Annotated in this window: 20 protein-coding genes; 19 read left to right on the forward strand and 1 reads right to left on the reverse strand. The window is 42.3% G+C overall.

Annotated features, from left to right (window positions below; genetic code table 11):
• Nucleotides 1-2 precede the first annotated feature (2 nt).
• Nucleotides 3-1541 carry a YifB family Mg chelatase-like AAA ATPase gene (locus tag Q0110_RS06755; protein WP_297904662.1) on the forward strand — a complete coding sequence of 513 codons (1539 nt, stop codon included), beginning with the start codon at nucleotides 3-5 and terminating at the stop codon, nucleotides 1539-1541.
• A 12-nt stretch (nucleotides 1542-1553) separates the two neighbouring features.
• Here Q0110_RS06755 and Q0110_RS06760 read toward each other — a convergent pair whose 3' ends face one another.
• Nucleotides 1554-2402, reverse strand: a complete 849-nt coding sequence (locus Q0110_RS06760; RefSeq protein WP_297904665.1) for a helix-turn-helix transcriptional regulator — start codon at nucleotides 2400-2402, stop codon at nucleotides 1554-1556.
• A 376-nt stretch (nucleotides 2403-2778) separates the two neighbouring features.
• On the opposite strand from Q0110_RS06760, the gene Q0110_RS06765 reads away from it, so the two are divergent.
• The 18 genes from Q0110_RS06765 to Q0110_RS06850 all read left to right on the forward strand — a co-directional run bounded on the left by Q0110_RS06765 (nucleotide 2779) and on the right by Q0110_RS06850 (nucleotide 25584).
• Nucleotides 2779-3561 carry a DUF4493 domain-containing protein gene (locus Q0110_RS06765; RefSeq protein WP_297904668.1) on the forward strand — a complete coding sequence of 261 codons (783 nt, stop codon included), beginning with the start codon at nucleotides 2779-2781 and terminating at the stop codon, nucleotides 3559-3561.
• 30 nt (nucleotides 3562-3591) lie between these two features.
• Complete coding sequence (locus tag Q0110_RS06770; RefSeq protein WP_297904671.1) at nucleotides 3592-4863, forward strand: DUF4493 domain-containing protein; 1272 nt, start codon at nucleotides 3592-3594, stop codon at nucleotides 4861-4863.
• Between the two features lie 6 nt (nucleotides 4864-4869).
• Nucleotides 4870-6666 carry a DUF4493 domain-containing protein gene (locus tag Q0110_RS06775; RefSeq protein WP_297904674.1) on the forward strand — a complete coding sequence of 599 codons (1797 nt, stop codon included), beginning with the start codon at nucleotides 4870-4872 and terminating at the stop codon, nucleotides 6664-6666.
• 158 nt (nucleotides 6667-6824) lie between these two features.
• Nucleotides 6825-7574 (forward strand): hypothetical protein, encoded by a 750-nt coding sequence (locus Q0110_RS06780; protein WP_297904696.1) that lies wholly within the window; start codon nucleotides 6825-6827, stop codon nucleotides 7572-7574.
• A 6-nt stretch (nucleotides 7575-7580) separates the two neighbouring features.
• Nucleotides 7581-9290 (forward strand): PCMD domain-containing protein, encoded by a 1710-nt coding sequence (locus Q0110_RS06785; protein ID WP_297904699.1) that lies wholly within the window; start codon nucleotides 7581-7583, stop codon nucleotides 9288-9290.
• A 16-nt stretch (nucleotides 9291-9306) separates the two neighbouring features.
• Nucleotides 9307-11475: a DUF4493 domain-containing protein gene (locus Q0110_RS06790; protein WP_297904847.1), complete on the forward strand. Its 2169-nt coding sequence runs from the start codon at nucleotides 9307-9309 to the stop codon at nucleotides 11473-11475.
• A gap of 37 nt (nucleotides 11476-11512) precedes the next feature.
• Nucleotides 11513-12214 (forward strand): DUF4493 domain-containing protein, encoded by a 702-nt coding sequence (locus tag Q0110_RS06795; protein ID WP_297904702.1) that lies wholly within the window; start codon nucleotides 11513-11515, stop codon nucleotides 12212-12214.
• Between the two features lie 367 nt (nucleotides 12215-12581).
• A complete protein-coding gene (gene metG, locus Q0110_RS06800; RefSeq protein ID WP_297904705.1) occupies nucleotides 12582-14621 on the forward strand; it encodes a methionine--tRNA ligase in 2040 nt (679 codons plus the stop codon).
• A gap of 94 nt (nucleotides 14622-14715) precedes the next feature.
• Nucleotides 14716-15849 (forward strand): DegT/DnrJ/EryC1/StrS family aminotransferase, encoded by a 1134-nt coding sequence (locus tag Q0110_RS06805; protein ID WP_297904708.1) that lies wholly within the window; start codon nucleotides 14716-14718, stop codon nucleotides 15847-15849.
• Nucleotides 15850-15864: 15 nt separating this feature from the next.
• A complete protein-coding gene (locus Q0110_RS06810; RefSeq protein WP_297904711.1) occupies nucleotides 15865-16884 on the forward strand; it encodes a Gfo/Idh/MocA family oxidoreductase in 1020 nt (339 codons plus the stop codon).
• 169 nt (nucleotides 16885-17053) lie between these two features.
• A complete protein-coding gene (locus Q0110_RS06815; protein WP_297904715.1) occupies nucleotides 17054-18496 on the forward strand; it encodes a lipopolysaccharide biosynthesis protein in 1443 nt (480 codons plus the stop codon).
• The gene (locus Q0110_RS06820) at nucleotides 18493-19323 is read left to right on the forward strand and encodes a hypothetical protein (protein ID WP_297904718.1); all 831 of its coding nucleotides are present in this window, start codon (nucleotides 18493-18495) and stop codon (nucleotides 19321-19323) included. Before Q0110_RS06815 ends, Q0110_RS06820 begins: the two co-directional genes overlap by 4 nt.
• A 45-nt stretch (nucleotides 19324-19368) precedes the next feature.
• On the forward strand, nucleotides 19369-20460 hold the full coding sequence (locus Q0110_RS06825) for a glycoside hydrolase family 99-like domain-containing protein (RefSeq protein WP_297904720.1): 1092 nt from the start codon (nucleotides 19369-19371) through the stop codon (nucleotides 20458-20460).
• 6 nt (nucleotides 20461-20466) lie between these two features.
• Nucleotides 20467-21591, forward strand: coding sequence for a glycosyltransferase family 4 protein (locus tag Q0110_RS06830; RefSeq protein ID WP_297904723.1), 1125 nt, complete (start codon nucleotides 20467-20469; stop codon nucleotides 21589-21591).
• A 6-nt stretch (nucleotides 21592-21597) separates the two neighbouring features.
• Entirely contained in the window at nucleotides 21598-22470 is an 873-nt protein-coding gene (locus tag Q0110_RS06835; RefSeq protein ID WP_297904726.1) for a glycosyltransferase, read from the forward strand.
• Nucleotides 22463-23404, forward strand: a complete 942-nt coding sequence (locus tag Q0110_RS06840; RefSeq protein WP_297904729.1) for a hypothetical protein — start codon at nucleotides 22463-22465, stop codon at nucleotides 23402-23404. Before Q0110_RS06835 ends, Q0110_RS06840 begins: the two co-directional genes overlap by 8 nt.
• A 138-nt stretch (nucleotides 23405-23542) precedes the next feature.
• A complete protein-coding gene (locus Q0110_RS06845; RefSeq protein WP_297904732.1) occupies nucleotides 23543-24805 on the forward strand; it encodes a glycosyltransferase family 4 protein in 1263 nt (420 codons plus the stop codon).
• Between the two features lie 2 nt (nucleotides 24806-24807).
• On the forward strand, nucleotides 24808-25584 hold the full coding sequence (locus Q0110_RS06850; protein ID WP_297904734.1) for a glycosyltransferase family 2 protein: 777 nt from the start codon (nucleotides 24808-24810) through the stop codon (nucleotides 25582-25584).
• Nucleotides 25585-25594: the final 10 nt, after the last annotated feature.

The following is a 25594-nucleotide window of genomic DNA, read 5'->3' on the forward strand; positions in this document are numbered from 1 at the left end:
CTATGTTGGTAAAATCTTATGCCGCTGCCGTGCAGGGTATTTCCGCTACGGTCGTTACCGTAGAAGTGAACTGTTCCAAGGGTATACAATTCTTTTTGGTCGGCCTTCCGGACGTGGCTGTACGGGAGAGCCACGAACGTATTATCTCGGCCTTGCAGGTCTGCGGGTATAAGTTCCCGCGTAACCGCATTGTCATTAATATGGCTCCCGCGGGGATTCGTAAGGAGGGTTCCTCCTATGATCTTCCGTTGGCGGTCGGCATATTGGCGGCGGCGGGGCAAATAGATTCTTCCGCTTTATCCAAGTTCGTAATGATGGGAGAGCTTTCGATGGATGGAAGCCTCCAGCCGGTTAAAGGGGCCTTGCCTATCGCTATCAAGGCGAAGGAGGAAGGTTTCAAGGGATTTATATTGCCCAAGCAAAACGCTCGTGAGGCGGCGGTCGTGGACGGCTTGGAGGTCTATGGTGTATCGGATATCAGGGAAGTGCTGGAATTCATGGATGGGAAACGGGCCTTATCGCCTACGATTGTTGATACCCGTGGGGAGTTCTACGACCGGCAACAACATTTTGACTGTGATTTCTCGGATGTCCGGGGGCAAGAGAATGTGAAACGGGCGATGGAAGTAGCCGCCGCCGGTGGGCACAACCTGATTATGGTAGGTCCTCCGGGAAGCGGTAAATCCATGTTGGCGAAACGCCTCCCCACGATCTTGCCTCCTTTCACCCTGCAAGAGTCCTTGGAGACGACCAAGATCCACTCGGTAGCCGGCAAGATAAACGGAGGTACTTCTTTAATGGTACAACGTCCTTTCCGTTCCCCGCACCATACGATCTCGACTGTGGCGATGGTAGGGGGTGGCGCTTTCCCGCAACCGGGAGAGATCAGCTTGGCACATAACGGAGTCCTTTTCCTCGATGAGCTTCCCGAGTTTAACAGGGGGGTGCTGGAGGTGATGCGCCAGCCCTTGGAAGATCGCGTGATCAATATTTCCCGTGCCCGTTTCACGGTTGAGTATCCCGCGGGCTTTATGCTTGTAGCCTCCATGAATCCTTGTCCATGTGGTTATTACAATCATCCGGACCGTCCTTGCCTTTGTTCCCCGGGCATTGTCCAGAAATATATGAATCGTATTTCCGGCCCGTTACTTGATCGTATCGATATCCAGATCGAGATCATCCCCGTGCCTTTTGAGAAGATATCCGGGCAGCAACCTTCCGAGCCTAGTGCCACGGTCCGCGAGCGTGTGGTCAAGGCCCGTGCGGTTCAAGAAAAGCGTTTCGCCGCTTACGACGGTATCTATTGCAATGCCCAAATGAATACCAAGCTCCTCCACCAGTATGCCGTTCCCGACGCGGCCGGCCTTTCCATTTTAAAAACGGCGATGCAGCGTCTCAGCCTATCCGCCCGTGCCTACGACCGTATCCTGAAAGTCTCCCGCACGATAGCGGACCTGGATAATTCCGAACGAGTCGAGCTCCGTCATTTAGCGGAGGCGATACAGTACAGAAGCTTGGATAGGGAGAATTGGGGGATGTAATGATGGAGGGCGTTAGCTATTCCTATATTCTTGTGGACTCATACCCACATAACGTTTGAAATACTTTCCAAAAAAAGACATATTTGTGAAATTCAGAGCATAAGCTATGTCGTGGATGGAAAGGTTCGTTGATTTCAGTTGTGCCTTTGCATCCATGATCACCATCGAGGTGATGATCTCTATACAAGTCTTATTGGTAGTCTGTTTGATAATTGTACTTAGGTGCGCTTGCGTGATGCCAAGCCGCTTGGCATACCATGCGACGTTCCGTTGCATGGTATAATTTTGCATTACTAATTGTATGAAATTTTTACTGATTTGCTCTGCTTTGGAAAGATTTGGTTTGTCTGTTGTGAGATCTTTGTACATACTGCTGACTCCCAGTAATATACCTGTGAATAAATGATAGATAATACCTTGGCTTAATTGTGAAGCACATAATTCATATGTTTTGATCAGCAATTCAAAGTAATCCTTCAGTAAAGGTAGGGTTTTCTCTCTTGGTTTATATATCGGGCTATCTTTCACGATATAATGCATGTCTATGACCGATTTACTCACATTTACCTTGTTGAGAAAATCGGACGAAAACCCCATGAAGTAAATTTGCAAATCCCCGTCTACTTTATGGATCTGAAAGATTGTTCCAGGCAAAATAGTGATGAAACTACCTGATTCTGCCTTGAATTGAGTTAGGTTGATAGAGGCTTCTACCTCTCCACCTAAACATAACACGAAAATCCCCGCCTTCAAGCGGCATGGGTAATTCGCATACAAGTTCAATAGCCCGATGTCCTCGGCCGAGAGCTTTCCAATTACCCAATCTTGGGGCAGGTCTATTTTGGGGATGTCTTTTTCCATGCTTGTTTTATTGTTCACTTGTCGAGAATACTTGACAAAAATAGGTATTTTCAAAGATTTACCGTGTCTTGAGGGAAAAAATTTATACACGGGTGTTTAGAGCTTCCAGTATTCCGGAAATTTTTTCCGGGGTTGCTTGGATGTTTATTTTGTTTGGAGACAGTTTCTAATAAAAAGAACAGTGAAATATAAAAATAGAATATATTAAGTCTTTTAAATAGCTCTGTATGTGTATTGATAAAAATTAAAATCTAAAAAAAAGAATAGGTAATAAGATAAATAGACCTTGTGGAATCTTTGTGAAATATATTCTTTTGTACCCAATTTTGGATCGGACGGATCTATACGAATTGGAGTAATTGAAAAATGTATTTATATGAGGAAAAAGATTTTTACATCTTGGGGAATGGCCTGCTTGTTGGGTTGTTGTTTGATGTTGAGCAGCTGTAGCTCTGAAGGGGATGAATTGGATATTCCGGAAGGCAAAGGGTTTGTGAAAATAGATCTGACACCGGAGGTAGGTTTTCAAACAAAAGCCGTGGATGAGAATGAGTATAAGGAGGTGAACAATTATACTGTGCAAGTGTTTAAGGCCGGGCAAGAGGAGAAGCTTATTATAAATGATTTGTATAAGAATTTGGAAGAGGTGTATCAGTTGAATGTTGGTAACTATATGTTGAAAGCTTTTATGGGTGAAGACAAACCGGTTTCTTCCGAAGTGTTGTATTTTTCTGGTGAAGCTGCTTTTGAGGTGAAGGAGGGGGAGGAGGTGACAGCTCCTGTAACTTGTAAGCCCAGTTCGGCTCGAATTAATGTGGTGTTTGATTCGAAGATGGATGAATATTTTTCAGCCTACTCCTTGAAGATTGAGACAGAGGCACAGAAGCCCTCTTCATTTGAATGGACTAAGGATATAGTCGGTCCAATGTATTTTAAGGTAGGCAATCAGGAAGATGTCAAGGTTACGGTGAGCCTGACCCCTAAAGAGAATGTAACTGCTAAGGATGCTGTTAAAACTTATACGTTAAGTCCGGCAGATGCTTTGAAGCTCACTTTGAAACCGGTTATCAGCAATGGCAATTTAGGTATTTCGATTACTGTCGACGAGACTACGGTAGATCATCCGGTAGATATTGTTATTCCGGGGGATTGGGTATAAATAGATATAACTATAATAAGAGATTAGAATATGAAAGCGATCAATATATGGATGTTGGGTACAGTCTTGTTTTCCGGCTTGATGTCGTGTGAGATGAAGGAGGAGATTTTTGGGAAAGAGATCCCTTCGGAAACAGGTTATTTGACACTCGACGTGAATGTGGGTTCGTCTGCTTCTGTGGAGACAAAAGGTGCGACTGATAATAAAGAGGAATTTCCGCTTGTGATCAATTCTGTGGACTTTGATTTTACTAAAAGTTATGCGTCGTTCGCTAAATTTAAAGAGGAAAATGAGGATGGTGTGATTGAGTTGCCGATTGGAAATTACGAGATCGAAGCACATTCGCCGGGAGAGTTTGCCGAAAAGATGAAAGATCCTTATTTTGGAGGGGTAGAAAAAATAGAGATAACGTCTGGCGTGGAAAAGCCCACTACGGTGAAATGTAAAATCCAGAATGTCAAGATTGCGATGAATTTTACCTCCGAATTTATAAACCATTATAGCGAATGGTCTATTACGGTAGATGACAAGTGCGGTCATTCAGATATTTATACGCAAGAAAACCCAAACCCAGCTCCGATTTATTGGAAAATGGCTGCGGAGACAGATAAGATTTATGTATCGGGAACAGCTACCGTGAAGGAAACGAGTGAGAAAGTCACTATAAATCAGACATTAATGAAAAAGGGAAGTGCTGATTTTGTAGAAGGAGACGATTCCTATTTTGTGGGAGGAGATGGCTTGGTGATTTCGTTGGCTCCCGGAAAAGATGTGGAACTTAATAAAACCGGTATCTCTATCACGGTTAACGGTTTTAATCAGGAGATAAATGAGAATATTGATATAGAGGTGGAAGGTGATAATGGTGAAGGAAAACCTGAACCCCCGACATCTGGCCCTACGATCACGATTCCGCAAGCTCTTTATACACTGCCTGCGGATGAAGAAAAAGAAGCGAATGTTATTATATCAACTCCTGCTGGTTTGAAAAATATCACAGTGGCGATAAAGGGAGGAAATGAGTTTTTTGCGTCAATAGTTAAGGATTTATTTGGTGAAGAGTTTGAGTTGATAGGTAATGAAACTTTAGGAGAGACATTGGAATCAATGGGTGTAACTTTACCTGTAGGTGGGGAAAAGAACTATGAATTTCCGGTACATGCCTTTTTTAGTTTGTTGTTAGATCCAAGTACAGGTGGAGGTGTTACGACAGATCCAGAGGGACATGTATTTAATATTACGGTGGAAGATAATGACGGTAAAATTGTAAAAGATAAACTAAGTGTAAAAGTGACAGAATAATATATCATGAAGACAATCTATAGATTTTTATTTTTTGTAATGATATTAGGTTTGGTCGCTTGCCAGGCTGAGAATGATGTATTCATGAACAATATCGGTTATTTGAGTCTGGATATAACGACCAACAATTCCACAATAACTAAAGCGGGGAATGAGGAGGTCGTTTATAACCCCAAACAGTTGGCTGTACAAATCTTGAATGAAAAGGGAGATGTCGTTAAACAAACAGACGATTATACTACGTGGAAAGGAGAAAGTTTCTCGTTGACCGCTGGCAAGTATACGGTGAAGGCCTCTTCAAATGGCTTCGATGGTAAAGCTGCTGAGTTTGATAAACCTTATTATATGGGATCTACGGAGGTAGAGGTTATGGCAGGAAAAGATGTGACGGCTGAAGTTACCTGTACATTGGCGAATGTCTTGGTGACAGTTGAATTTGACGAGCTATTTAAGGAAAGCTTTAAGTCTGCGACCATTGTTGTGGCCGATTCGGCTGATCAAACAGGAACCCGCCTTACCTTTGAATTAGGTAAGAACGAGACGGCAAAGGCCTATTTCCCGGTTCCCGAAAAGTCGTTGATTGTCTCAACGAGCGTAACGAATCAAAGGGGGACAACACATTCTAAGAAAGATACTGTTCATGCGGTAAAAGCTCGCGATAATGTTCGTTTGATATATAAAGTGGCAGACTCTCCAAACGGTTCTACTAGCATTGATATTACTTTGGATGGGACAATCAAGACCTATAATTTCACCATTGGTGTACCTTTGACCTCGACAACAACCTTGTCAGCGAGCGCAAGTGCTTGGAGTACATTCGCTTATTTGGAAGGGCAAGTACTTTCAAAAGCGGGAGTTTTGGATCTGAGCAAGTTGGCGATGGAGTATAAACAAGCAGATACGGAGTTGTGGATATCTGTTCCACAATTGGAAGAGGCAGGAAAGGATATTTATTCTGCGAAGATTACAGGTTTGACTCCTGCAACCAAATACCAATACCGTTTTGTATATAAGGATATGGAAGAGGTGTCAAGTGATATTGTTGAGTTTACTACGGAGGCTGCTACTGCATTATATAATGCTAATTTTGATTTGTGGTATCAGAATGGAAAGACATGGTATGCTGGGGAATCCGGTAAATCATTTTGGGATTCAAGTAACCCCGGTACAACAACAGGTTTGGGGGCTATTGTCAACATCAATCCCACTCAAGGAAATTCGGAGACTGTGCATACGCCAGGAGGGAAATCTGCCGAGCTGAAATCCCAGTTTAAGGTGAAATTTGCCGCAGCGAGTCTATATACCGGTTCTTTTGGTGGGCTGGTTAGTATGAATGGCGCTAAGATCAATTTTGGTCAGCCGTTCGCTTCCCGTCCAATAGCGTTGAAGGGCTGGTTCCAATACGCTCCGGTAAACGTAACTCATGTAGGGGATAATCTTCCAGCTGACGCTGTAGTCGAAAAAGATAAGCCTGATGTTTGTGCTATTTATATTGCGATGTCTAAAAAGCAATATACTGTAGATAACACCGATATGGCAGGAACTGCGATTGATTTTGAGAATGATACGGATATCATCGCTTATGGTGAGCTACCTGTGTCGGAGTGTATAAGTACCAATGGACAATGGAAGGAGTTCAATATCCCGTTGAAATATAAGAATCTGAATGAGAAACCGACCCATATCATCGTGGTCTGCTCGTCAAGCAAGTATGGCGACTATTTCACCGGAGGTGATGGTAGCGTAATGTATCTTGACGATTTCTCACTCATATACGACGGTGAGCCTACAATATGGAAATAAACCATAGGCTGAAAGCCTATTTGGGAAAAATAAGTTTCTACTATAAATCTACTTGGCAAGTAAGTATATTTTCCTTGCTAAGTAGATTTTCAATATCTTTGAGGCGGTATAGAGGATGAAACAGAAAAGTGGCAATAATAATAGAGCGAATTATTTAAATGAATAGAAAATTATTTACCCTATTGCTGTTATTAGCAATAGTGACCGGTACCGTAAACGCACAGCGTGGTAAACGTGCCATCAAGCGTATCGATCGTGAGGTACAGGAGGCTGTGTTCATCCCGAAAGGAACATGGATGGCCGGAGGTACCGTATCTTATTCCGAACATGATGAGAGCAACTTGAATTTCCTTGTTATAAAGGATTTGGAGGGGAGAGGCTATAATTTTGCGATAAGTCCGTACGTGGGCTATTTTTTTCGGGATAATATCTCGGCTGGTATCCGTTTTGCCTATCATCGGAATTATTTGGATTTGGGAAATGTGGATGCTAATCTGGGAGATATTACTATTTCGTTTAAAGATTTATATTACTTGGAGCATAAGTATGAGACATCTGGTTTTTTGCGTACTTATATTCCTATCGGGCGCAGTAAAATTTTCGGATTGTTTAACGAGGCCCGCGTGACCTATGGTTATGGCACGGGAAAAAATTCTACCGGTACCGGAGTTAATTATGATGGCACCTACCAGAAGGTCCAGAATTTGCAGATTGGTTTTGCTCCGGGGATGACGGCATTTATCACGGACTGGTCGGCGGTAGAGGTCTCTGTCGGTGTGATGGGTTTTGATTTTAAGTGGGTTGATCAGAAGACGAACCAAGTGGAAGTAGGTAGTAGCCGTACTTCATCCGGTAATTTCAAGATCAACCTTTTTTCTATTAATATAGGAATGACTTTCTATTTATAAGCGAATATGAGAACAATCAATGGTAGATATAGAAGAGTGGTAGAGGGCTTTTGCCTGTTCTTATTCTTGTTGTTGGCTTCATGTGCGATAGAAAATGATATTCCATATCCGGTCGTTAATGGAAGTGTCACGGATATTCGGGTAGAAGGGCAACGCCCGGCAGAAGGTTCTTCGGATACGGCGGCTGTTATCGATGCTTCCGCTAAGACGATCTTATTATATGTAAATGATTCTGTGGATATTTCTAGATTGAAACTGACCCGCTTGGTGGTGAACCCGAATGATGCGGAAGTTTTGGTTGATTCTACTCTGTGTGAGAATTCAAAGAAGTTCCCGTTTACCGGTTTCTCTTCATTGGATAGTATCCCGATGTCTTCAAATACCCGGATGAATTTTACCAATCCGGTTAATTTTACCATAAAGACCTATCAAGAATATGTATGGCAAGTAACGGTGCGGCAAATCATTGATCGGAAGATTGAGGTGGAGGGAATGATCGACTATTCGATTGATGAGTTTGATTCTCGTGTGACTATTTATGTCGGGAAAGAACAGGATTTAGAAGACATCCATATCACCTCTTTGGCCTTGGGTGGTGCGTATGGTGAGGTGACTCCGGATCCTACTACCGTGAAAGATTTTACCTCTCCACAAAAGTTTACGGTTCAATATGCTTGGAATGAACCCAATAAAGGGACAATATGGACGGTATATGTCCGGCTTACCGATGAAGATGGTGGTTCCAAGCCTTCGACCGGGGATTTGTCCGTGAATGCTTGGAGTAAATACGCTGATGTGGAAGGAAAGGCATCGGAGACTGATTGTTCGTTTGAATATGTAAAGCAAGGAGAAACTTCTTGGAATAAGGTCTCGGCAAAGACCGATGGGACGAAGGTTTCGGCACGGATCGAGGAGTTGCAACCGGGTACGACTTATCAATGCCGCTTGGTAAATGCTTCGGGCAGTGTGTTGGGCGAATCCTCTTTCACGACCGAGGACGCTACTGCTTTATATAACGGTGATTTTGATCTGTGGTATCAAGCAGGGAAAACATGGTACGCCGGGGAGTCTGGTAAATCATTTTGGGATACGAGTAATCCCGGTACGACGCAAGGTTTGGGAGCTGTAGTAAATATTAATCCTACCCAAGGAAACTCAAATGTCGTACATACGCAAGGAGGAAAGTCTGCGGAGTTGAAATCTCAATGGAAGGTGAAATTCGCTGCTGCGAGTTTATATACGGGATCTTTTGGCGAATTGGTCGGAATGAGTGGTGCGAAGATCAATTTCGGAAGGCCGTTTACCTCGCGCCCGACTGCATTGCATGGCTTTTTCCAATACGCTCCGGCCACGGTTGGATATGTAGGAGATAATCAACCTGCGGGAACGATCACAAAAGGAGATCCGGATGTTTGTTCTATTTATATTGCATTGGCTAAAAAAGCTTATGTGGTAGATAATACCGATACTGATACATTTATCAAATTCAAAGAGGATAATGATATTATCGCGTATGGTGAACTGCCTATAAAAGAGTGTGTCTCTACGAATGGAACATGGAAAGAATTTACGATTGATTTGGAATATAAGACGCAGGAAAAGCCCGGTAATATGTATATTATTATAGTGGCTAGTGCCAGTAAGTATGGAGATTATTTTACCGGAGGAGACGGTAGTATATTGTATGTAGATGATTTTGAACTTATATACGACTGATGGTATGATGAGGCGAATGCATAAATTCTATTATTGTATACTGTCATTGTTCCTCTTCGCCGCTTGCCAAGAGGAGACTCTGATGGATGGTAAAACGACCGGTTTCCAAATATCTTTGCAGGATGGGGAGGTTACGGTTGAGACAAAAAGTACTCCGGTGGAATTGGGGAAACCTGCCGTGGATAAGTTTAAACTGAAAATTGTGAAGGACGGGGCTTCTGATCCGTTGTATGATGGAATTTATACCGCCCAAACGATACCGGCTTCGGCTGGTACCTATACGATCTCTGCCTCGTATGGCGAGAATCCGGTTCTGGCGTTGGATGCGCCTTATTATCTTGGTGATACTTCAAATGTAGTGATCAAGGACGGCGAGAAGAAAAGCGTTATTTTAAGCTGCAAGGTGGCGAATGCGTTAGCTTCAGCCTATTTCCCTGCGGATACGGAGTTGATGAAAATTTTCTCTTCTTATTATGTGAAAGTGCTTGTAGAGGGAAGGTCTTGTAATTTAACTCCGGATAGTAAGAAAAGTGCCTATTTTCAAGCCGGGAAAGAAGTTTCCTTCTATTTTGAAGGAAAAAAGAGGAATGGTGAGGACTTTTCCGAGAAATTGCAATGCAAGGATTTGCCTTTGACTTTGCAGGCTGGAGAGCATCTTAAATTGACATTGAAGTTGTCGGATGACCTGTTGTTGGATATCGCCAAGGTGGAAATTAAAAAGGAGACGATAACGAGCGATATCCCGATGGATTGGTTGCCAAAACCGAAGATTGAAGCCGAAGGTTTCGAGAATAATATACTTTCCTTTGCGGAGACAGAGACTAAAACGGCGAAATTGAGTCTTAACACAGCCTCGCCCTTGCAGGATTTGAAGTTGAAGTTTACTTTTAACGATCCACAATTTTCAAACTTGAATGATAAAGAATATCTCTTATCTGTTCCGGAGGATAAAAAGGAAGTGGAAAAGACGTTAGGTGTAGTATTACCAGAAATAGGTGCGGAAAAAGCTTCTTTGGATTTAACTCCTATTGTTGTTAAGTTGCAAACAGATGCAGGTGCGACGGTAGAAAATAAGATTGAAGTAGATGTAAGAGCGAATAATCGTTGGAGTAGCGAAGAGATTTCAGGCCAAGAAAACCCAAGCCGAGTTTATACGTTGAGGTGTAATAAACCGGAAATGGTAGTATCTGTTCAACCCGGAAATATCTGGACGAAAGAGTTTACGGTTGATGAACTAACCGTTACTACAGGCGATCCGGAGGTTATCAAATCTAAGTTGAAATATCAGTATAAAGAAAAGTCCGAAGGTGATGATTCTTGGAAGGAGATTCAAGATATGAAAGTGTTATTCAGCGAACATCCCCAAAATAGATCATATCAAGTGAGAGCGGTTTATCGCGATGTAGTCATGACGGACGTTGTTGATGTAGAGCTAGAAAATCCGGTGCAGTTGCCGAACTCGGATATGGAGGAGTGGAGTATTGAGGAAAAGAAAAAGTCGGGAGGATGGCCTTTTAAAGATAAGACATATTATACTTTTCATCCTTATTCGGAGGGTAATGCGAGTGCTTCTTGGTGGGATACGAATAACGATAAAGCGCAGGGAGGAACTTATGCAATAGGAATTTGGTATGAGGGTTGTTTTGCTTCATGTGTAAGTTATACAACAGATGTACATGGAGGTTCGAAAGCTGCATTATTATATCTTTCCGGATGTGGTGATGGTTATGCTAATACATCAGGAACTTATGTTGGAGGTGCAATGGTTGGCAGCTTGTTTATAGGTTCCTACGATTCAAATATAGTTCAGGGGCATGATTTTGAATCTCGACCTACATCTTTATCGTTTTGGTATAAATATAAACCATTTAAATCAGATGCTTTTAAAGTAGTAGTCTCTTTGAAAAATGAAGATAAAGAAATTGCTTCTGGAACATATGTACCAGAAGTATATTCAGTAGAGGATGAAACCTATAAGCAGGCTATAGTTAACTTTGATTATATTGAAGAAAATGTGAAGCCAACTATGATATGTGTGCAATTTTTGGCTTCAGATAAGACTTCACTTACTGAAAATGACTTTGAGAAGGGAACAACGATACAGTATCCTGTTGTAGGAAATTGGACAGTACATATGGGAAGCATTCTGAAGATTGATGATTTATCTTTAAACTATGATAAGTGACGCATATATAGTTTGTATTATTGTTAAATATAGAAGAATGAAACATATTGCTTATACCCTATTATTTTTTATCTTTTTGGTAGCCTGCCAAAAAGATGAGGCTTTTAATATTTCAGAAGGCAAGGGTACTTTAATATTGGAAAATATTTCTGTTCAAACAGAAAATATCAACGCTGTTTCCACTCGGGCCGTTCAGAACGATTTGTATGTGGAGGTTTGGCAAAACGGTCAATTAATGAGCGGCCAACAATATGAACCGGGAAAAGTGCCCGCTAAGCTGGATTTACCAGCTGGAAGTTATCAGCTGAAAACCTACAATCAGGCGTATAAGGAAATGCCCAATTGGTTAGATACAGAAATTGGTGGAGCAGCCTTTTATGCTGAAAAGGATTTTAAGATAGAAGTTGGTGAAATAAACCATCTGAATGTGGAAGTCCCGATGGTGAATATCGGTGTTTCCTTAAAACTTCCGGAAGGTTTTAGTGATCGGTTCAAAACCTATCTTTTTACTGTACAATCCGGAGATAGATCTGTGAAAGTAATTAACGGTCAAACTGCTTATTTACAAGTAAGTGATAAGATAATCTATACTTTAAGTGTTGAAAATAATGATGGTGAGAATAAAACAGACTCGAGGCTGATCGAAACTCCGGAGGCTGGAACTGTATATGAGATCTCTTATGCTTACGAAACTAAGGGGATGATTATCAGTGTTAATTTTACTTCCCAAGCTGAATGACTTATGGTTCGATAAACCGTAAGTTATTCACTTCAGAAGCCCTAAGCAGGGATATATTCAAATAAATGAGATCAACGTCCTGTTCTCGGAGGTTGTTATAGCCGCTGTGTGGATTTCGAAGAAACTACCCTTTTCCATGATGTCAAGAGTTTCCGCTTTATGTCCCCTAATGGTAAGCTCTTTTTTATACCTTTTTTATGTCTTCTTCCAAATTCGTGATATTTAAGTATATGTTTTCCATATATATTATTAGTAGTGGTAAGACTTCTTGTCCAATTAAGAGGAAACTCAATCACAAAGGAAATTATTCTTTTCCGTCTAATCAAATTATTCCGTACCTTTGTGTCTCAAAAAGAGAACACAAGGTATGGAAAAACATTTTAAGAGAACGCTGATAACAACGGCGTTGCCGTATGCGAACGGACCGGTGCATATCGGCCATTTGGCCGGGGTATATGTGCCTGCCGATATTTATGCCCGTTACCTTCGTTTGAAGGGGGAGGAAGTGCTGATGATTGGTGGTTCGGATGAGCATGGGGTACCCATCACGTTGAGAGCGAAGAAAGAGGGGATCACGCCGCAAGACGTGGTGGATCGTTATCATGGCATTATCAAGAAGTCGTTCGAGGACTTTGGAATCTCGTTCGACATCTATTCGCGTACGACCTCTGCTACGCATCATCAGATGGCCTCGGATTTCTTCCGTACATTATATGAAAAAGGCGAATTCATCGAGAAAACAAGCGAGCAATATTACGATGAGGAGGCGAAGCAATTCTTGGCAGATCGCTATATTACGGGTACTTGCCCGCATTGCGGGAACGAGAAGGCGTATGGCGATCAATGCGAGGCTTGCGGCACTTCCCTTAGCCCCACAGACCTGAAAGACCCGAAATCCGCTATCAGCGGCAGTAAGCCGGTAATGCGCGAGACGAAACATTGGTACCTGCCTTTGGATAAGTGGGAGCCGTTCTTGCGTAAATGGATCTTGGAAGAGCATAAGGAATGGAAGCCGAACGTATACGGGCAATGCAAGAGTTGGCTGGATATGGGCCTGCAACCCCGGGCGGTGAGCCGGGATTTGGATTGGGGTATCCCCGTCCCCGTGGAAGGAGCGGAAGGAAAGGTACTGTATGTGTGGTTCGACGCTCCGATCGGCTATATCTCTAATACGAAAGAGTTGCTGCCGGATAGCTGGGAGACGTGGTGGAAGGACCCGGAGACTAAAATGGTCCATTTCATCGGTAAAGATAATATCGTGTTTCATTGTATCGTGTTCCCTTCCATGCTGAAAGCGGAAGGTTCTTATAACTTGCCGGAGAATGTTCCTGCCAACGAGTTCTTGAACTTGGAGGGCGACAAGATCTCTACTTCCCGTAACTGGGCGGTTTGGCTGAACGAGTATCTGGTGGATATGCCGGGCAAGCAGGATGTGTTGCGCTATGTCTTGACGGCCAACGCTCCGGAGACAAAGGACAATGATTTCACGTGGAAAGATTTCCAGGCTCGTAACAATAACGAGTTGGTCGCTATCTTGGGAAACTTCGTGAACCGGGCGTTAGTCCTTACGAATAAATATTTCGAGGGTAAGGTGCCGGAGGCTGGTGAGTTGACGGATTATGATCGGCAGACCTTGAAAGATTTCGCGGACGTGAAGGAGAACGTGGAACGCCTGTTGGATACCTACCATTTCCGCGACGCGCAAAAAGAGGCGATGAACCTGGCCCGTATCGGGAATAAGTACCTCGCTGATATGGAGCCGTGGAAGTTGGCGAAGACGGATATGCCCCGTGTCGCTACGATCATGAATATCGCTTTGCAGATTACAGCTAACCTAGCGATCGTTTTCGAACCGTTCTTGCCGTTTAGCATGGAGAAACTGAACAAGATGCTGAACGTGGAACCGTTGGGATGGAACCGGTTGGGCGCTACGGATCTATTGGAGGCAGGGCATCAACTGGGTAAGGCCGAGTTGCTGTTCGAGAAAATAGAAGATAGCGTGATCGAGGCTCAGGTGCAGAAATTATTGGATACGAAGAAAGCGAATGAGGAAGCGAACTATAAGGCGAAACCGGTCCGTGAGAATATCGAGTTCGATGATTTCATGAAACTGGATATCCGTGTGGGTACGGTCTTGGAATGTACGAAGGTCCCGAAAGCGGATAAGTTGCTCCAGTTCCGTATTGATGATGGCTTGGAGAAGCGCACGATCGTATCGGGTATCGCCCAGCATTATAAGCCGGAGGAACTGGTAGGAAAACAAGTTTGCTTCATCGCTAACTTGGCTCCCCGCAAGTTGAAAGGTATCGTTTCCGAGGGTATGATTCTATCCGCTGAGAATTTCGATGGGAAATTGGCCGTTATCACTCCGGAGAAAGAGGTGAAACCGGGTAGCGAGGTGAGATAAAGGAATCTTTGATATGGCATAATAAAGGCAGGGACATTCAAATAGCGCTTTGAGTGTCCTTCCTTTTTCATTTTAAAGAAAGAAGATGGCAGGTATGGAGAAAAAAATACAAATGGTAGATTTGGTCGGTCAATATCATCGGCTGAAGGAGGAGATAGATGAGGCTATGTTTTCGATGATAGAGAGCAGCTCTTTTATTAACGGCCCGATGGTGAAGGTTTTTGGCTCGAATCTAGCTGCTTATTTGAATACGGAGTATGTGGTTCCTTGTGGGAACTGTACCGATGCTTTGCAAATCGCTTTGATGCGTTTGAATCTGAGGCGGGGTGATGAGGTGATCGTGCCGGCGTTTACATATGCCGCCGCTGCTGAGGCCGCGGTTTTATTGGGCTTGGTTCCCGTTTTGGTCGACGTGGATGAGCGTACTTTCAATATTTCTCCGGAGGCCGTGGCCGAGGCTATAACAGATCGTACGAGGGCTATCATCGCTGTTCATCTTTTCGGGCAAAGTTGTGACATGTATCCGATTTTGGAATTGGCCAGGAAAAATAATTTGTATGTTATCGAGGATAACGCACAGTCATTGGGCGCGGAATATACATTTCCGGACGGAACCTCAAAGAAGACCGGTACTATGGGGGATATGGGCGCTTTGTCTTTCTTCCCCACGAAGATCTTAGGGGGGTACGGAGATGGGGGAGCGGTAATCGTACATGATGCGGATCTGGCAGAAGAGGTACGTATGACTACGGTGCATGGGCAGAACATAAAGTACCATCATCAGATTATAGGTTGTAATTCCCGCCTGGATACCTTGCAAGCGGCGATCTTAAACGTTAAATTAAAACACATAGACGAATTTATCTCGTCTCGGCAAGTGGCCGCGCGGCGATATGACGCGGGCTTGTCGGGCTTGGATGGTATATTACTGCCTACTTGTATCCCATCTTCTACGCACGTGTATCATCAATATACGATCCAAGTGCTGGATGGCCGTCGCGAGGCTTTACAAGGCTATTTGAAAGAACATGGAATCCCGGCCTTGATTTACTACCCGGTCCCGATGCAAGAACAAGTAGCGTTTAAAGACCACGTCCGGTACGGAAGCGACCTGTCTGTAGCCGAACGCCTCACGAAAAACGTCCTCTCCCTCCCGATACATACGGAGATGGATGAGGATATTCAAGAGTATATTATCGGTAAATTGCATGATTATTTAAACCACTAAAGAATCTACAAATTTATGAATAAGAAAATACGTTTCGCCGTGATCGGCTGTGGCCATATAGGTAAGCGTCATGCCGAGATGATTACCCGGGATGAAGGGGCGGAGCTGGTCGCTTTGTGTGATATCCGTCCGAAAGAGGAACTGGGGATAGAGGCCTACGACGTGCCTTTCGCCCGAAGCATAGAGGAATTGTTCCGTCTGGGATTGGATATAGATGTGGTGAATATCTGTACGCCTAATGGTTTACATGCGGAGATGGCTATCCGGGCGATAGAGAGCGGGCATCATGTGGTTATAGAGAAACCGATGGCGCTGACTTTGGCTGATGCCGAGAGAGTAGTTTATACCTCGTTGAGATTCCGTAAGCAGGTATTTTGCGTGATGCAAAATCGTTATTCCCCGCCTTCGGTCTGGATCAAGGAAATGGTTGAGTCCGGGAAATTGGGCAAGATCTATATGGTACAGTTGAATTGCTATTGGAACCGCGATGAGCGTTACTATAAACCCGGAGGATGGCATGGCGACGCAGCCTTGGATGGAGGTACCTTATTCACTCAATTTTCCCATTTCATCGATATTATGTATTGGCTATTCGGGGATATCTGTAATATCCAGACTCGTTTCGCCGATTTCAACCATGAGAAACTGACCGCGTTTGAGGATTCCGGTTTCGTGAATTTTAATTTCGTGAACGGTGGAATGGGCAGCTTGAGCTATTCTACGGCGGTATGGGACAAGAACCTGGAAAGTAGCATGCTGGTCGTGGCCGAGAATGGTAGCGTGAAGATCGGCGGTCAATATATGAACGAGGTAGAGTACTGCCATATCAAGGATTATGAGATGCCTGAATTGGCTCCTACCAATCCCGGCAATGATTACGGCCCTTATAAAGGTTCCGCTCAAAACCATAATTTCGTGATCCGTAACGTGGTCAACGTGCTTTCCGGCGCTCCCGGCGAAATCATAACGACCAACGTGTTGGAAGGCATGAAGGTGGTGGATATCATCCGGAGGATTTATGCGGGGAAAGCGTAGGTCCACCGGGGATTTAGGTTTCGCCTTTTCGAAAGTACGGCATAAAATAGAGTATTCTTATGAGGTACTATATATCGTAAAATATACGTAAAGAAGGAAATGCTTCCCGTTTTTCTCTGTTAGCCAAAGGTAAATGTTTATCTTTGTCGCACTTTACCGTAAATATCAAATGGCAGAACAATCATTAAAAGATAAAACAGCGAAAGGACTTTTCTGGGGAGGGGTGAGTAACGGGATGCAACAGATACTCGCCTTGCTGTTTGGAATCTTTTTGTCTCGTATATTATCGCCGGGAGATTATGGGATGGTCGGGATGCTGGCGATTTTTACGGGTTTCGCGAATGCCCTTCAGGAAAGCGGTTTCTCGGCGGCCTTGACAAATAAGCTGGATATTAAGCATGAGGATTACAATTCGGTATTTTGGTTTAATATAGCCGTAGGGATCGCCCTTTATGTGATTTTGTTTTTCTCGGCCCCTTTGATCGCCGTTTTTTTTGACCAGCCGGATTTGCTTTGGGTATCCCGTATCGTATTCTTGAGTTTCTTGTTTGGTTGTTTTGGCACGGCTCAAGCCGCTTATCTGTTTAAGAACTTGATGGTCAAGGAAAGGGCGAAGATCGATATCTATGCGTTGCTGCTATCCAACACGGCAGCGTTGATCATGGCGTTGAATGGTATGGCTTATTGGGGAATCGCCATTCAAGGAGTGCTTTATATCGGTTTAGGCACTTTTCTCAGGTGGTATTATTCACCTTGGAGGCCCACTTTCTCCTTTAGCCTTCAGCCTTTAAAGGAGATGTTTCCGTTTAGCGCAAGGTTATTATTGACAAATCTGTTCAGTCAGATGTCTACGAATATATTCTCTATCCTGTTGGGTAAGTTCTATACGGTCCAGCAAGTGGGATATTATTCCCAAGGTTATAAATGGATGAATATGGGCGGGAGCTTCATTACGGGAATGGTATCGGGAGTAGCCCAGCCGGTATTTGCCCAAGTCTCTTATGAGAAAGAGAGACAAGTACAGGTTTTAAGGAAAATGATCCGTTTCACGGCCTTTATATCTTTTCCATTGATGTTTGGCATGGCGCTGGTCGCGAACGAGTTGATCTTGATTACGGTTACGGAAAAGTGGGCGCCTTGTGTCCCTATCTTGCAGTTGCTGTGTATTTGGGGGGCTTTCTCCCCGATATGCGAACTTTATAAGAACATAGTGATTAGCCATGGGAAATCTAATATCTATTTGTATGCGAACGTGATATTTGGTATACTCCAGATCGTGTTGTTGATCGTCATGCTGCCTTATGGGATTTTATGGATGGTCGCGGCTTATGTGGTCGCTTACCTTTGCTGGTTGCTTGTGTGGCATTATTTCGCGAGCCGCTTGATAGGGGTTAAGCTATATAATGTAATAAGAGATATATCCCCTTATTTCCTTATCACTCTCTCCGTATTGGGCTGTGCTTGGTGGCTCTCTTTCATCTCGGAAAATATCTATATACGATTTGTTTTGAAGATTTTTGTGTCTGCGATTTTATATATAGGAGTCATGTGGAAGACACAATCTGTAATATTTAGGGAATGCATAGAGTTTATATGGAAAAAAAGACAATGAAGACTTTATATTTAGTTCCAATGGGTGGATTGGCTAATAGATATTATGCTATTTCATCAGCTATTTCGTTTTGCCGAGATAATTCGATAAAGCTTCGGGTAATTTGGTTCAAGGACTGGGGGATGGGAGCGGATTTTCATTCTTTATTCCATATTGATATTGCTCCTTCGGAAGTTGAGGTCATAGATGCGTCTTTACGGCATTATATTTATGATCGTCCACGGAAACGCAATTTGTGGTTGCCGTATTTATATCAGAGAATGAGTTTCCCGGAAAGAATTTATGAGAAAAATGTTCATACCTCTTTTTCTTCTTCAACTTTATTGAAATCATTTCAGCAGCATCGTTCTGTATATTTAGTTCAATATCAATCATTTTATAAGAATGATGAAACTTTCCGGTATATTTTGCCGCTAGAAACGCATCAAAGGCAAATAAAGGCTCGTATCTCTACCTTTAAGAATCATCGTGTCATAGGGGTACACATCAGACGTGGAGATCATTTGACACCTACTTTAAACAGCCCGTTATCTTTGTTCACGATGAAGATAAAAGAAGAAATCGCATTTGATCCTGATACGTTGTTTTATGTGGCGTCCGACTCATCCGAGGAAAAAAGAAAGCTTTTAGATTTATTTGGTGACCGGATAATAACTAGTTTAAAAGAAGTACGGAGAGATAATGAGAATGGTATAGTTGATGCCTTGATAGAATTATATACATTGGCGCATACGGAGAAAATATATGGTTCCATGGCTAGTACTTATTCTACGTTAGCCGCCGACTTATTTTCAATCAAGTTGGAGGTCTTATCTTTAGTCCGGTGATGATTTTTTATTTTATATCTTGAGTTAAAATATTTATTGACGGTAATGAATAGAAATAAAATAAGAGTTTTGGCATTTTATTTGCCACAATTTCATCCAATACCCGAAAATGATAAGTGGTATGGAAAAGGTTTTACGGAATGGACGAACGTAGGTAAAGCCAAGCCTTTGTTCAGGGGGCATTATCAACCACAGGTTCCGGCAGACTTAGGATATTATGATTTGCGAGTTCCGGAAACTCGCCAGGCTCAGGCAGATATGGCAAGAGAGTATGGGGTGGAAGCGTTTTGTTATTGGCATTATTGGTTTGGGAATGGAAGGCGTTTGTTGGAAAGACCCTTTAATGAAGTCTTGAAATCGGGTAAACCGGATTTCCCCTTTTGTCTAGCTTGGGCCAATCACTCTTGGAGAGGTATTTATAATGGAGTTAAGACGAAAGAGTCATTAATCGATCAAACTTATGGTGGACTTTCTGATTATGAGCGTCATTTCTATGACGTACTACCGGCGTTTAAGGATAAGAGATATGTGACTGTTGACGGAAAACCTTTTTTCTTAATTTTCGCTCCAGCGGAAATTCCGGATTCTAGGGAGTTTATAGACTGTTGGCAACGTTTGGCAGTACGGAATGGTTTAACGGGTATTCATTTTGTCGCTCATACGTATCAACCAAATGATATAGATAATTTTCTGTCAATGGGATATGACGCAGTCAATGTCGTGAGGTTGTTTGAGTACCAGAGAATAGGAATATCTTTTGTACAGAAAGTTATTAATAAGGTAAATAGGGAGTTTTTTAAACATGGCTTTTGGTGTCAGTACAAAGATGCGATGAAATATTTCTCTGGTAAAGAGGATGAGAGAGAAAATGTTTATCCTACAATAATTCCCAATTGGGATCATTCTCCTAGGACAGGACGTTATGGTGCTATTTTAAAAGGTTCGACTCCCCAACTTTTCCAGAAACATGTAGAGCAAACGGTTCGTTCGATCCTAAATAAGGGCGATGATCATCGGATCGTGATTCTGAAGTCTTGGAATGAATGGGCTGAAGGAAATTATGTGGAGCCGGATTTGAATTTTGGCAGAGGCTATTTGGAGGCTTTACGTACGGTTTTACAAAAGGATATCAGGTAGAGTCATATGAAAAAACGGGCGATTATACTACATCCGGCGATAGCTCCTTATCGAGTTGATTTTTTTAATTCGTTAGCTAAAGAGTTTGACGCAAGCTTTTATTTTGAGTTTGATAATGCCTTGGAACAGGCTTTTGACCAGGAAAAACTTAGAAAACGATTGTGTTTCGCACCCCGTTTTCTTTCTTCAGGTTTTATGGGTATTAAGAATCTGAGGTTTGAGGTACTGGCTATTTTGTGGAAGAATAAGGCTGATGTCGTTTTTGTTTCGGAGTATAATTTGTTAGGACTTTTAGTATGCTTTTATAAGTTGTTGTTTAACCGGAATCTAACTGTGGTATCTATATGCGATGATAACGTATCGATGGCTCAAGGGGCGCATTTTGTTAAAAAGCTTACCCGTTACGTTATGTTACATATCCTTTCGATCGTGGTTCTAGCCGATAATAATGTGTTGACTTGGTATGAAAACAATTTGAGATTTAAGTCGAAATATGTTTATTTCCCGATCATTCAGTCAGACAACTTTTTTAGAGAACGGTTGCTGAAAGCTTTATCAATTTCTGTTTCTGTTGCAGAGAAGTATAGTTTAATAGGGAAAAAAAATATATTATATGTGGGGCGTCTGGTTGAGATAAAGAATGTATCTCTTTTATTAAAGGCGTTTCGTCATGTCAACGCCGATTTTCCAGATACTAGGTTGTTGATTGTAGGTGACGGAGATTTACGTGAAGCTTTGGAGTCTCAGGCACAAGACTATATATCTGCAGGTTTAATACGGTTTATGGGAAAACAAGAAGGTTTAGACCTGTTGGCTTATTATAATTTAGCGCAAATCTTTGTTTTACCTAGTTTATATGAACCTTTTGGTACGGTTGTGAATGAGGCGTTACTATCCGGTTGTTATACTTTATGTTCATCTATCGCAGGATCGGCTTGTTTAATAGATGAGCCCCAAAATGGTTTATTGTTTGATCCTTCTAATGAATCCGATTTATGTCTTAAGCTAAAAAAAGCGCTAATGGATGTTGTTGGACTTGAAGAGATAGCGTTGAAAGGTAATAAGATGCAAATTCGATATGCGGAGAGGATGGATTGTTTGTTAAAGTGTTTATATTTGGCAATTAATTAATACAAAATGGATATTCGTTTAGTTTGGGAAAGGCTGTATTGGGCGTTAGTAAAGCGTTTTTTTAAAAAAAAGCAGAAAACGTATGAAGACTGGAAAGCGAAAGGATACATTAATGATCCAAAAGTGAGTTTTATCATACAATCTCATAATAAAAGTGTACAGGTGAAACATGTTGTCAATAAATTGAGAAACTATCCGAGAGCTGAGATTGTTGTGATTGATGATGGCTCAGATCGTAATCATTATATTTCCTTGGCACGTTATTTAAATAGAGGTAATGAGTTTCTATTAAGGGCAAATGATTTGTATGAGAATGTGATGTATGACAAAACAATTCGCATGGTAAATGGGCGATTCGTGGCGTTATTACAGGATGATGATGATTTTAAGGATTTGTCGTGGGTAGATAACGCAGTCTTTTATTTTGAGAAATATCCTGAGTTGGCTATTTTGGGAGGACGAGATTGCCTTGATTTTGCTATAGATAAACAAAAAGGCAGATTTGATATATTGGATTGTGATCTTCCTACGGAGGATATTGATTTTTGTTTTGTCCCTCATGTTAATAGAGCTCCGATGTGGCTTAACCGTTCTCTTTTCTTAGAGAAATTAAAACATATTGATTTTGATTTTGCCCCATTCCAATTCGATGATGTAGAGCTGTGTTTACGTGCATGGCTGAATGGTTGTCAAGTGGGTTGGTATAAGACGGAGTTTTCTTCTTTGAGTGCGGGAGGTATGCGTATTTGGAATAACACTTTTACACAGGAACAATGTAAAAAGAATATATGTAAACTGTATGACCTTTATTCTGATAAAGACGTAGAGCTTCATCAGATAATCAATACTTCTAATAAAAACTTAGGATGTCATGGATGAATTATATGATAATTGGCTTAACCTGAACAATTCTTTTTGTCGGCGCTTGGTTTATCGTGTTGGGATAGAGGCGGGATTCTTCTCTGAGTATAATAATATGATTCTGTCTATGTTATATTGTTTAACTCATAGGTATCGTTTTTTATTAGATAGATCTTCCAATTTTCATACGGCAGGATGGTGTGGATTTTTTGAGCCTTTTTGCGATATGGTTATAGACCATCGTATGCATAGACGATCCTCTGACTGGCGTTACAGTATAAAAAAAACGTTAAGAAGTCGTTCCTTGAAATACCTTTCTGATATAAAACCTTATTTATATATCTGGAGGAAGGATTTGTTAACCCAGGATGTCTTTGGTAGAGCTAGAGATCCAAGAATGGCTGAAAAGCATTATTTTATTCCAGAGTTGGGAATTGATGGAAATCTACAGCAAGCATGTTCTCGGTTGATAAAGTTGACATGGAGATATAATAAAGATACGAAGATTTGCGTGGATACGCTCATCCATGATTTGTCGTTGCCTAGTGAGTATGTAGGAATGCACATTCGGGGTGGGGACAAGTTTATAGAACATAAGATAGAGGCGGTAGATAAATATTTTGATCGTGTACGTGAAACTATAGTTACCAAAAATTTATTTGTATTGACAGATGATTATAGTGTGATAGAAGAGATTTCCGTTAGATATCCGGAATGGTCTGTTTATACTCTTTGTTCGAAGGAAGAGAGAGGATATTTTCATTCTTCTTTTATGGAAAAATCAGTGGACTTTCGTCAAAATCAATTGATTAAGCTATTTGCTTCTGTTGATGTCTTATCTAATGCGCAGCAGTTCATAGGTACTTATAGTTCTAATCCTGGTATGTATATTGGAATGAGAAACCCTGATATTTGTACAGGAGTTGATTTTGATCATTGGTTGCTATGGTAAGTTTTGGTTTAGGGCTTGTGCGAAGTTGGAGCCTGTGATACTACAGGTTCGAAAAGCGGTGAAAGTGTTAAAAGAAAAGAATATTATTGAGCGGATTGGAACTAAGAAAAATGGTTATTGGGAAATAATAAATAGGGAATGAACATCTTGATATTAAACACCTCTGAATTAACTGGTGGAGCGGCTGTGGCGGCGAGTCGGTTGGTGAAGGCGTTGGATAAGTCTGGCGTAGAGGTTTCTATGCTGGTACGGGATCGGAAGACGGATCATGTGAGGGTTTTCTCTGTGAATAATTCATGGATTTCGCGTAAGCTTAATTTCTTACGTTTCGTTTGGGAACGGTTGATAATCTTCATTTGTAATTTCTTTAGTAAAGAGAATCTCTTTCAGGTATCCATTGCTGATACGGGCACGAACTTGTTGACACATCCGCTGGTGAGAAAGGCCGATGTAATTCATTTGCATTGGGTGAATCAAGGATTTTTGTCTCTTTCTGATATTAAGAAGTTAGTAGATACCGGGAAACCTATCGTGTGGACTATGCATGATTTATGGCCCGCTACGGCTATTTGCCATTATCCGGGAGGTTGCGAGAAATATATATCAAGTTGCCGTCGGTGCCCGATGTTGAGGCAGAATCCGTTTTTTGATTTGGCGGCTTCTGTTTTTAAGAAGAAAGGGAAGGTCGGGTTATCTAAGGTTACATTTGTCGGTTGCAGCCGGTGGATTATGGAAGAGGCAAAAAAAGGCCATTGGCTGAGAACGGCACGTTTTACGTCGATCCCTAACCCGATCGACGTGGCAGCCTTTAAGCCGATTGATAAACAAGTGGCTCGTAAGCGATTAGGCCTGCCGGAAGATAAGTCTCTTCTTCTTTTTGCCGCCGCTAAACTCTCGGATACCCGGAAAGGAGCGATTTTTTTGATTGAGGCTTGCCGAATGCTAAAAGAGAAATACCAAGATCGCATGGAGATCGTCTTGATGGGGAATAGTTCGGAAGAATTAATCAGCCAGTTCCCTTTTAAAGTGAATACGCTAGGGTATATATCGGATACGGATACCATGGTTTCTGCCTATGCCAGTGCCGATATGTTCATCATACCTTCATTGGAAGATAATCTGCCCAATACGATTATGGAGTCGATGGCCTGCGGTACCCCTTGTGCTGGATTTGAGACGGGGGGGATTCCGGAGATGATTGATCATCTGAGGAATGGATATGTCGCTAAATACAAGGATGCTAGGGATCTGGCAGTCGGGATAGAGTGGATATTGGATAATAATGTAACTTTGGGTCTCTCTTCCGCTTGCGTGGATAAAGTTCGCGAGAGTTATGCGGAAGAGGTGGTCGCCAAACGATATATTTCGTTGTACAAGCAAGTCTGCGATAGAAAGAACTAGATATGAGTGAGAAATTAAACAACTTACAGCCTACATTCTCGATCATAACAGTCACCTATAATGCGGAGCGATGGTTGGAGCGTACGATCTTGAGCGTACTCAGCCAGTCGTATCCGAATATCGAGTATATATTGATCGACGGGGCATCGAAAGATAAGACCGTAGAGATTATCAAGCAATATGAGTCTGGTATCGCTTCTTGGATAAGCGAGCCTGATCATGGCTTGTATGATGCCATGAATAAAGGATTGACACGGGCCACGGGAGATTATGTGTGGTTCCTGAATGCGGGAGATACACTTTATACCTCAGATACCGTGCAAAGAATTGTGGCATCTTTGAAAAAGAAAGTATCTTTGCCAGACGTGATTTACGGAGAAACCCGGATTGTTGACGCGGAAGGCAGGTCGTTGGGTATGCGCAGGCTGAAAGCGCCGGAGAAACTGACTTGGAAAAGTTTCCGGATGGGAATGTTGGTTTGCCATCAGTCTTTTATATCAAAGCGGGCGATCGCCCCGTTATATAATACGGAATACCGTTTGACGGCAGATTATGATTGGTGTATCCAATGCTTGAAACGATCCGGAAGAATACACAATACACGCTTGATCCTGTCTAATTTCCTGGAAGAGGGATTGAGCAGTGTTAACCGGAAAGCCTCCTTGAAGGAACGATACGAAGTCATGTGCAAATATTACGGCAAGGTATCGACGGTTTTGCTGCATGGTTGGTTCGCCGTGAGATTCTATTTTGCCAAATGGTTTAAGGGTAGAGTATAAATAATAAATT

The organism is uncultured Parabacteroides sp. (assembly GCF_947855115.1).
Classification (GTDB): Bacteria; Bacteroidota; Bacteroidia; order Bacteroidales; family Tannerellaceae; genus Parabacteroides.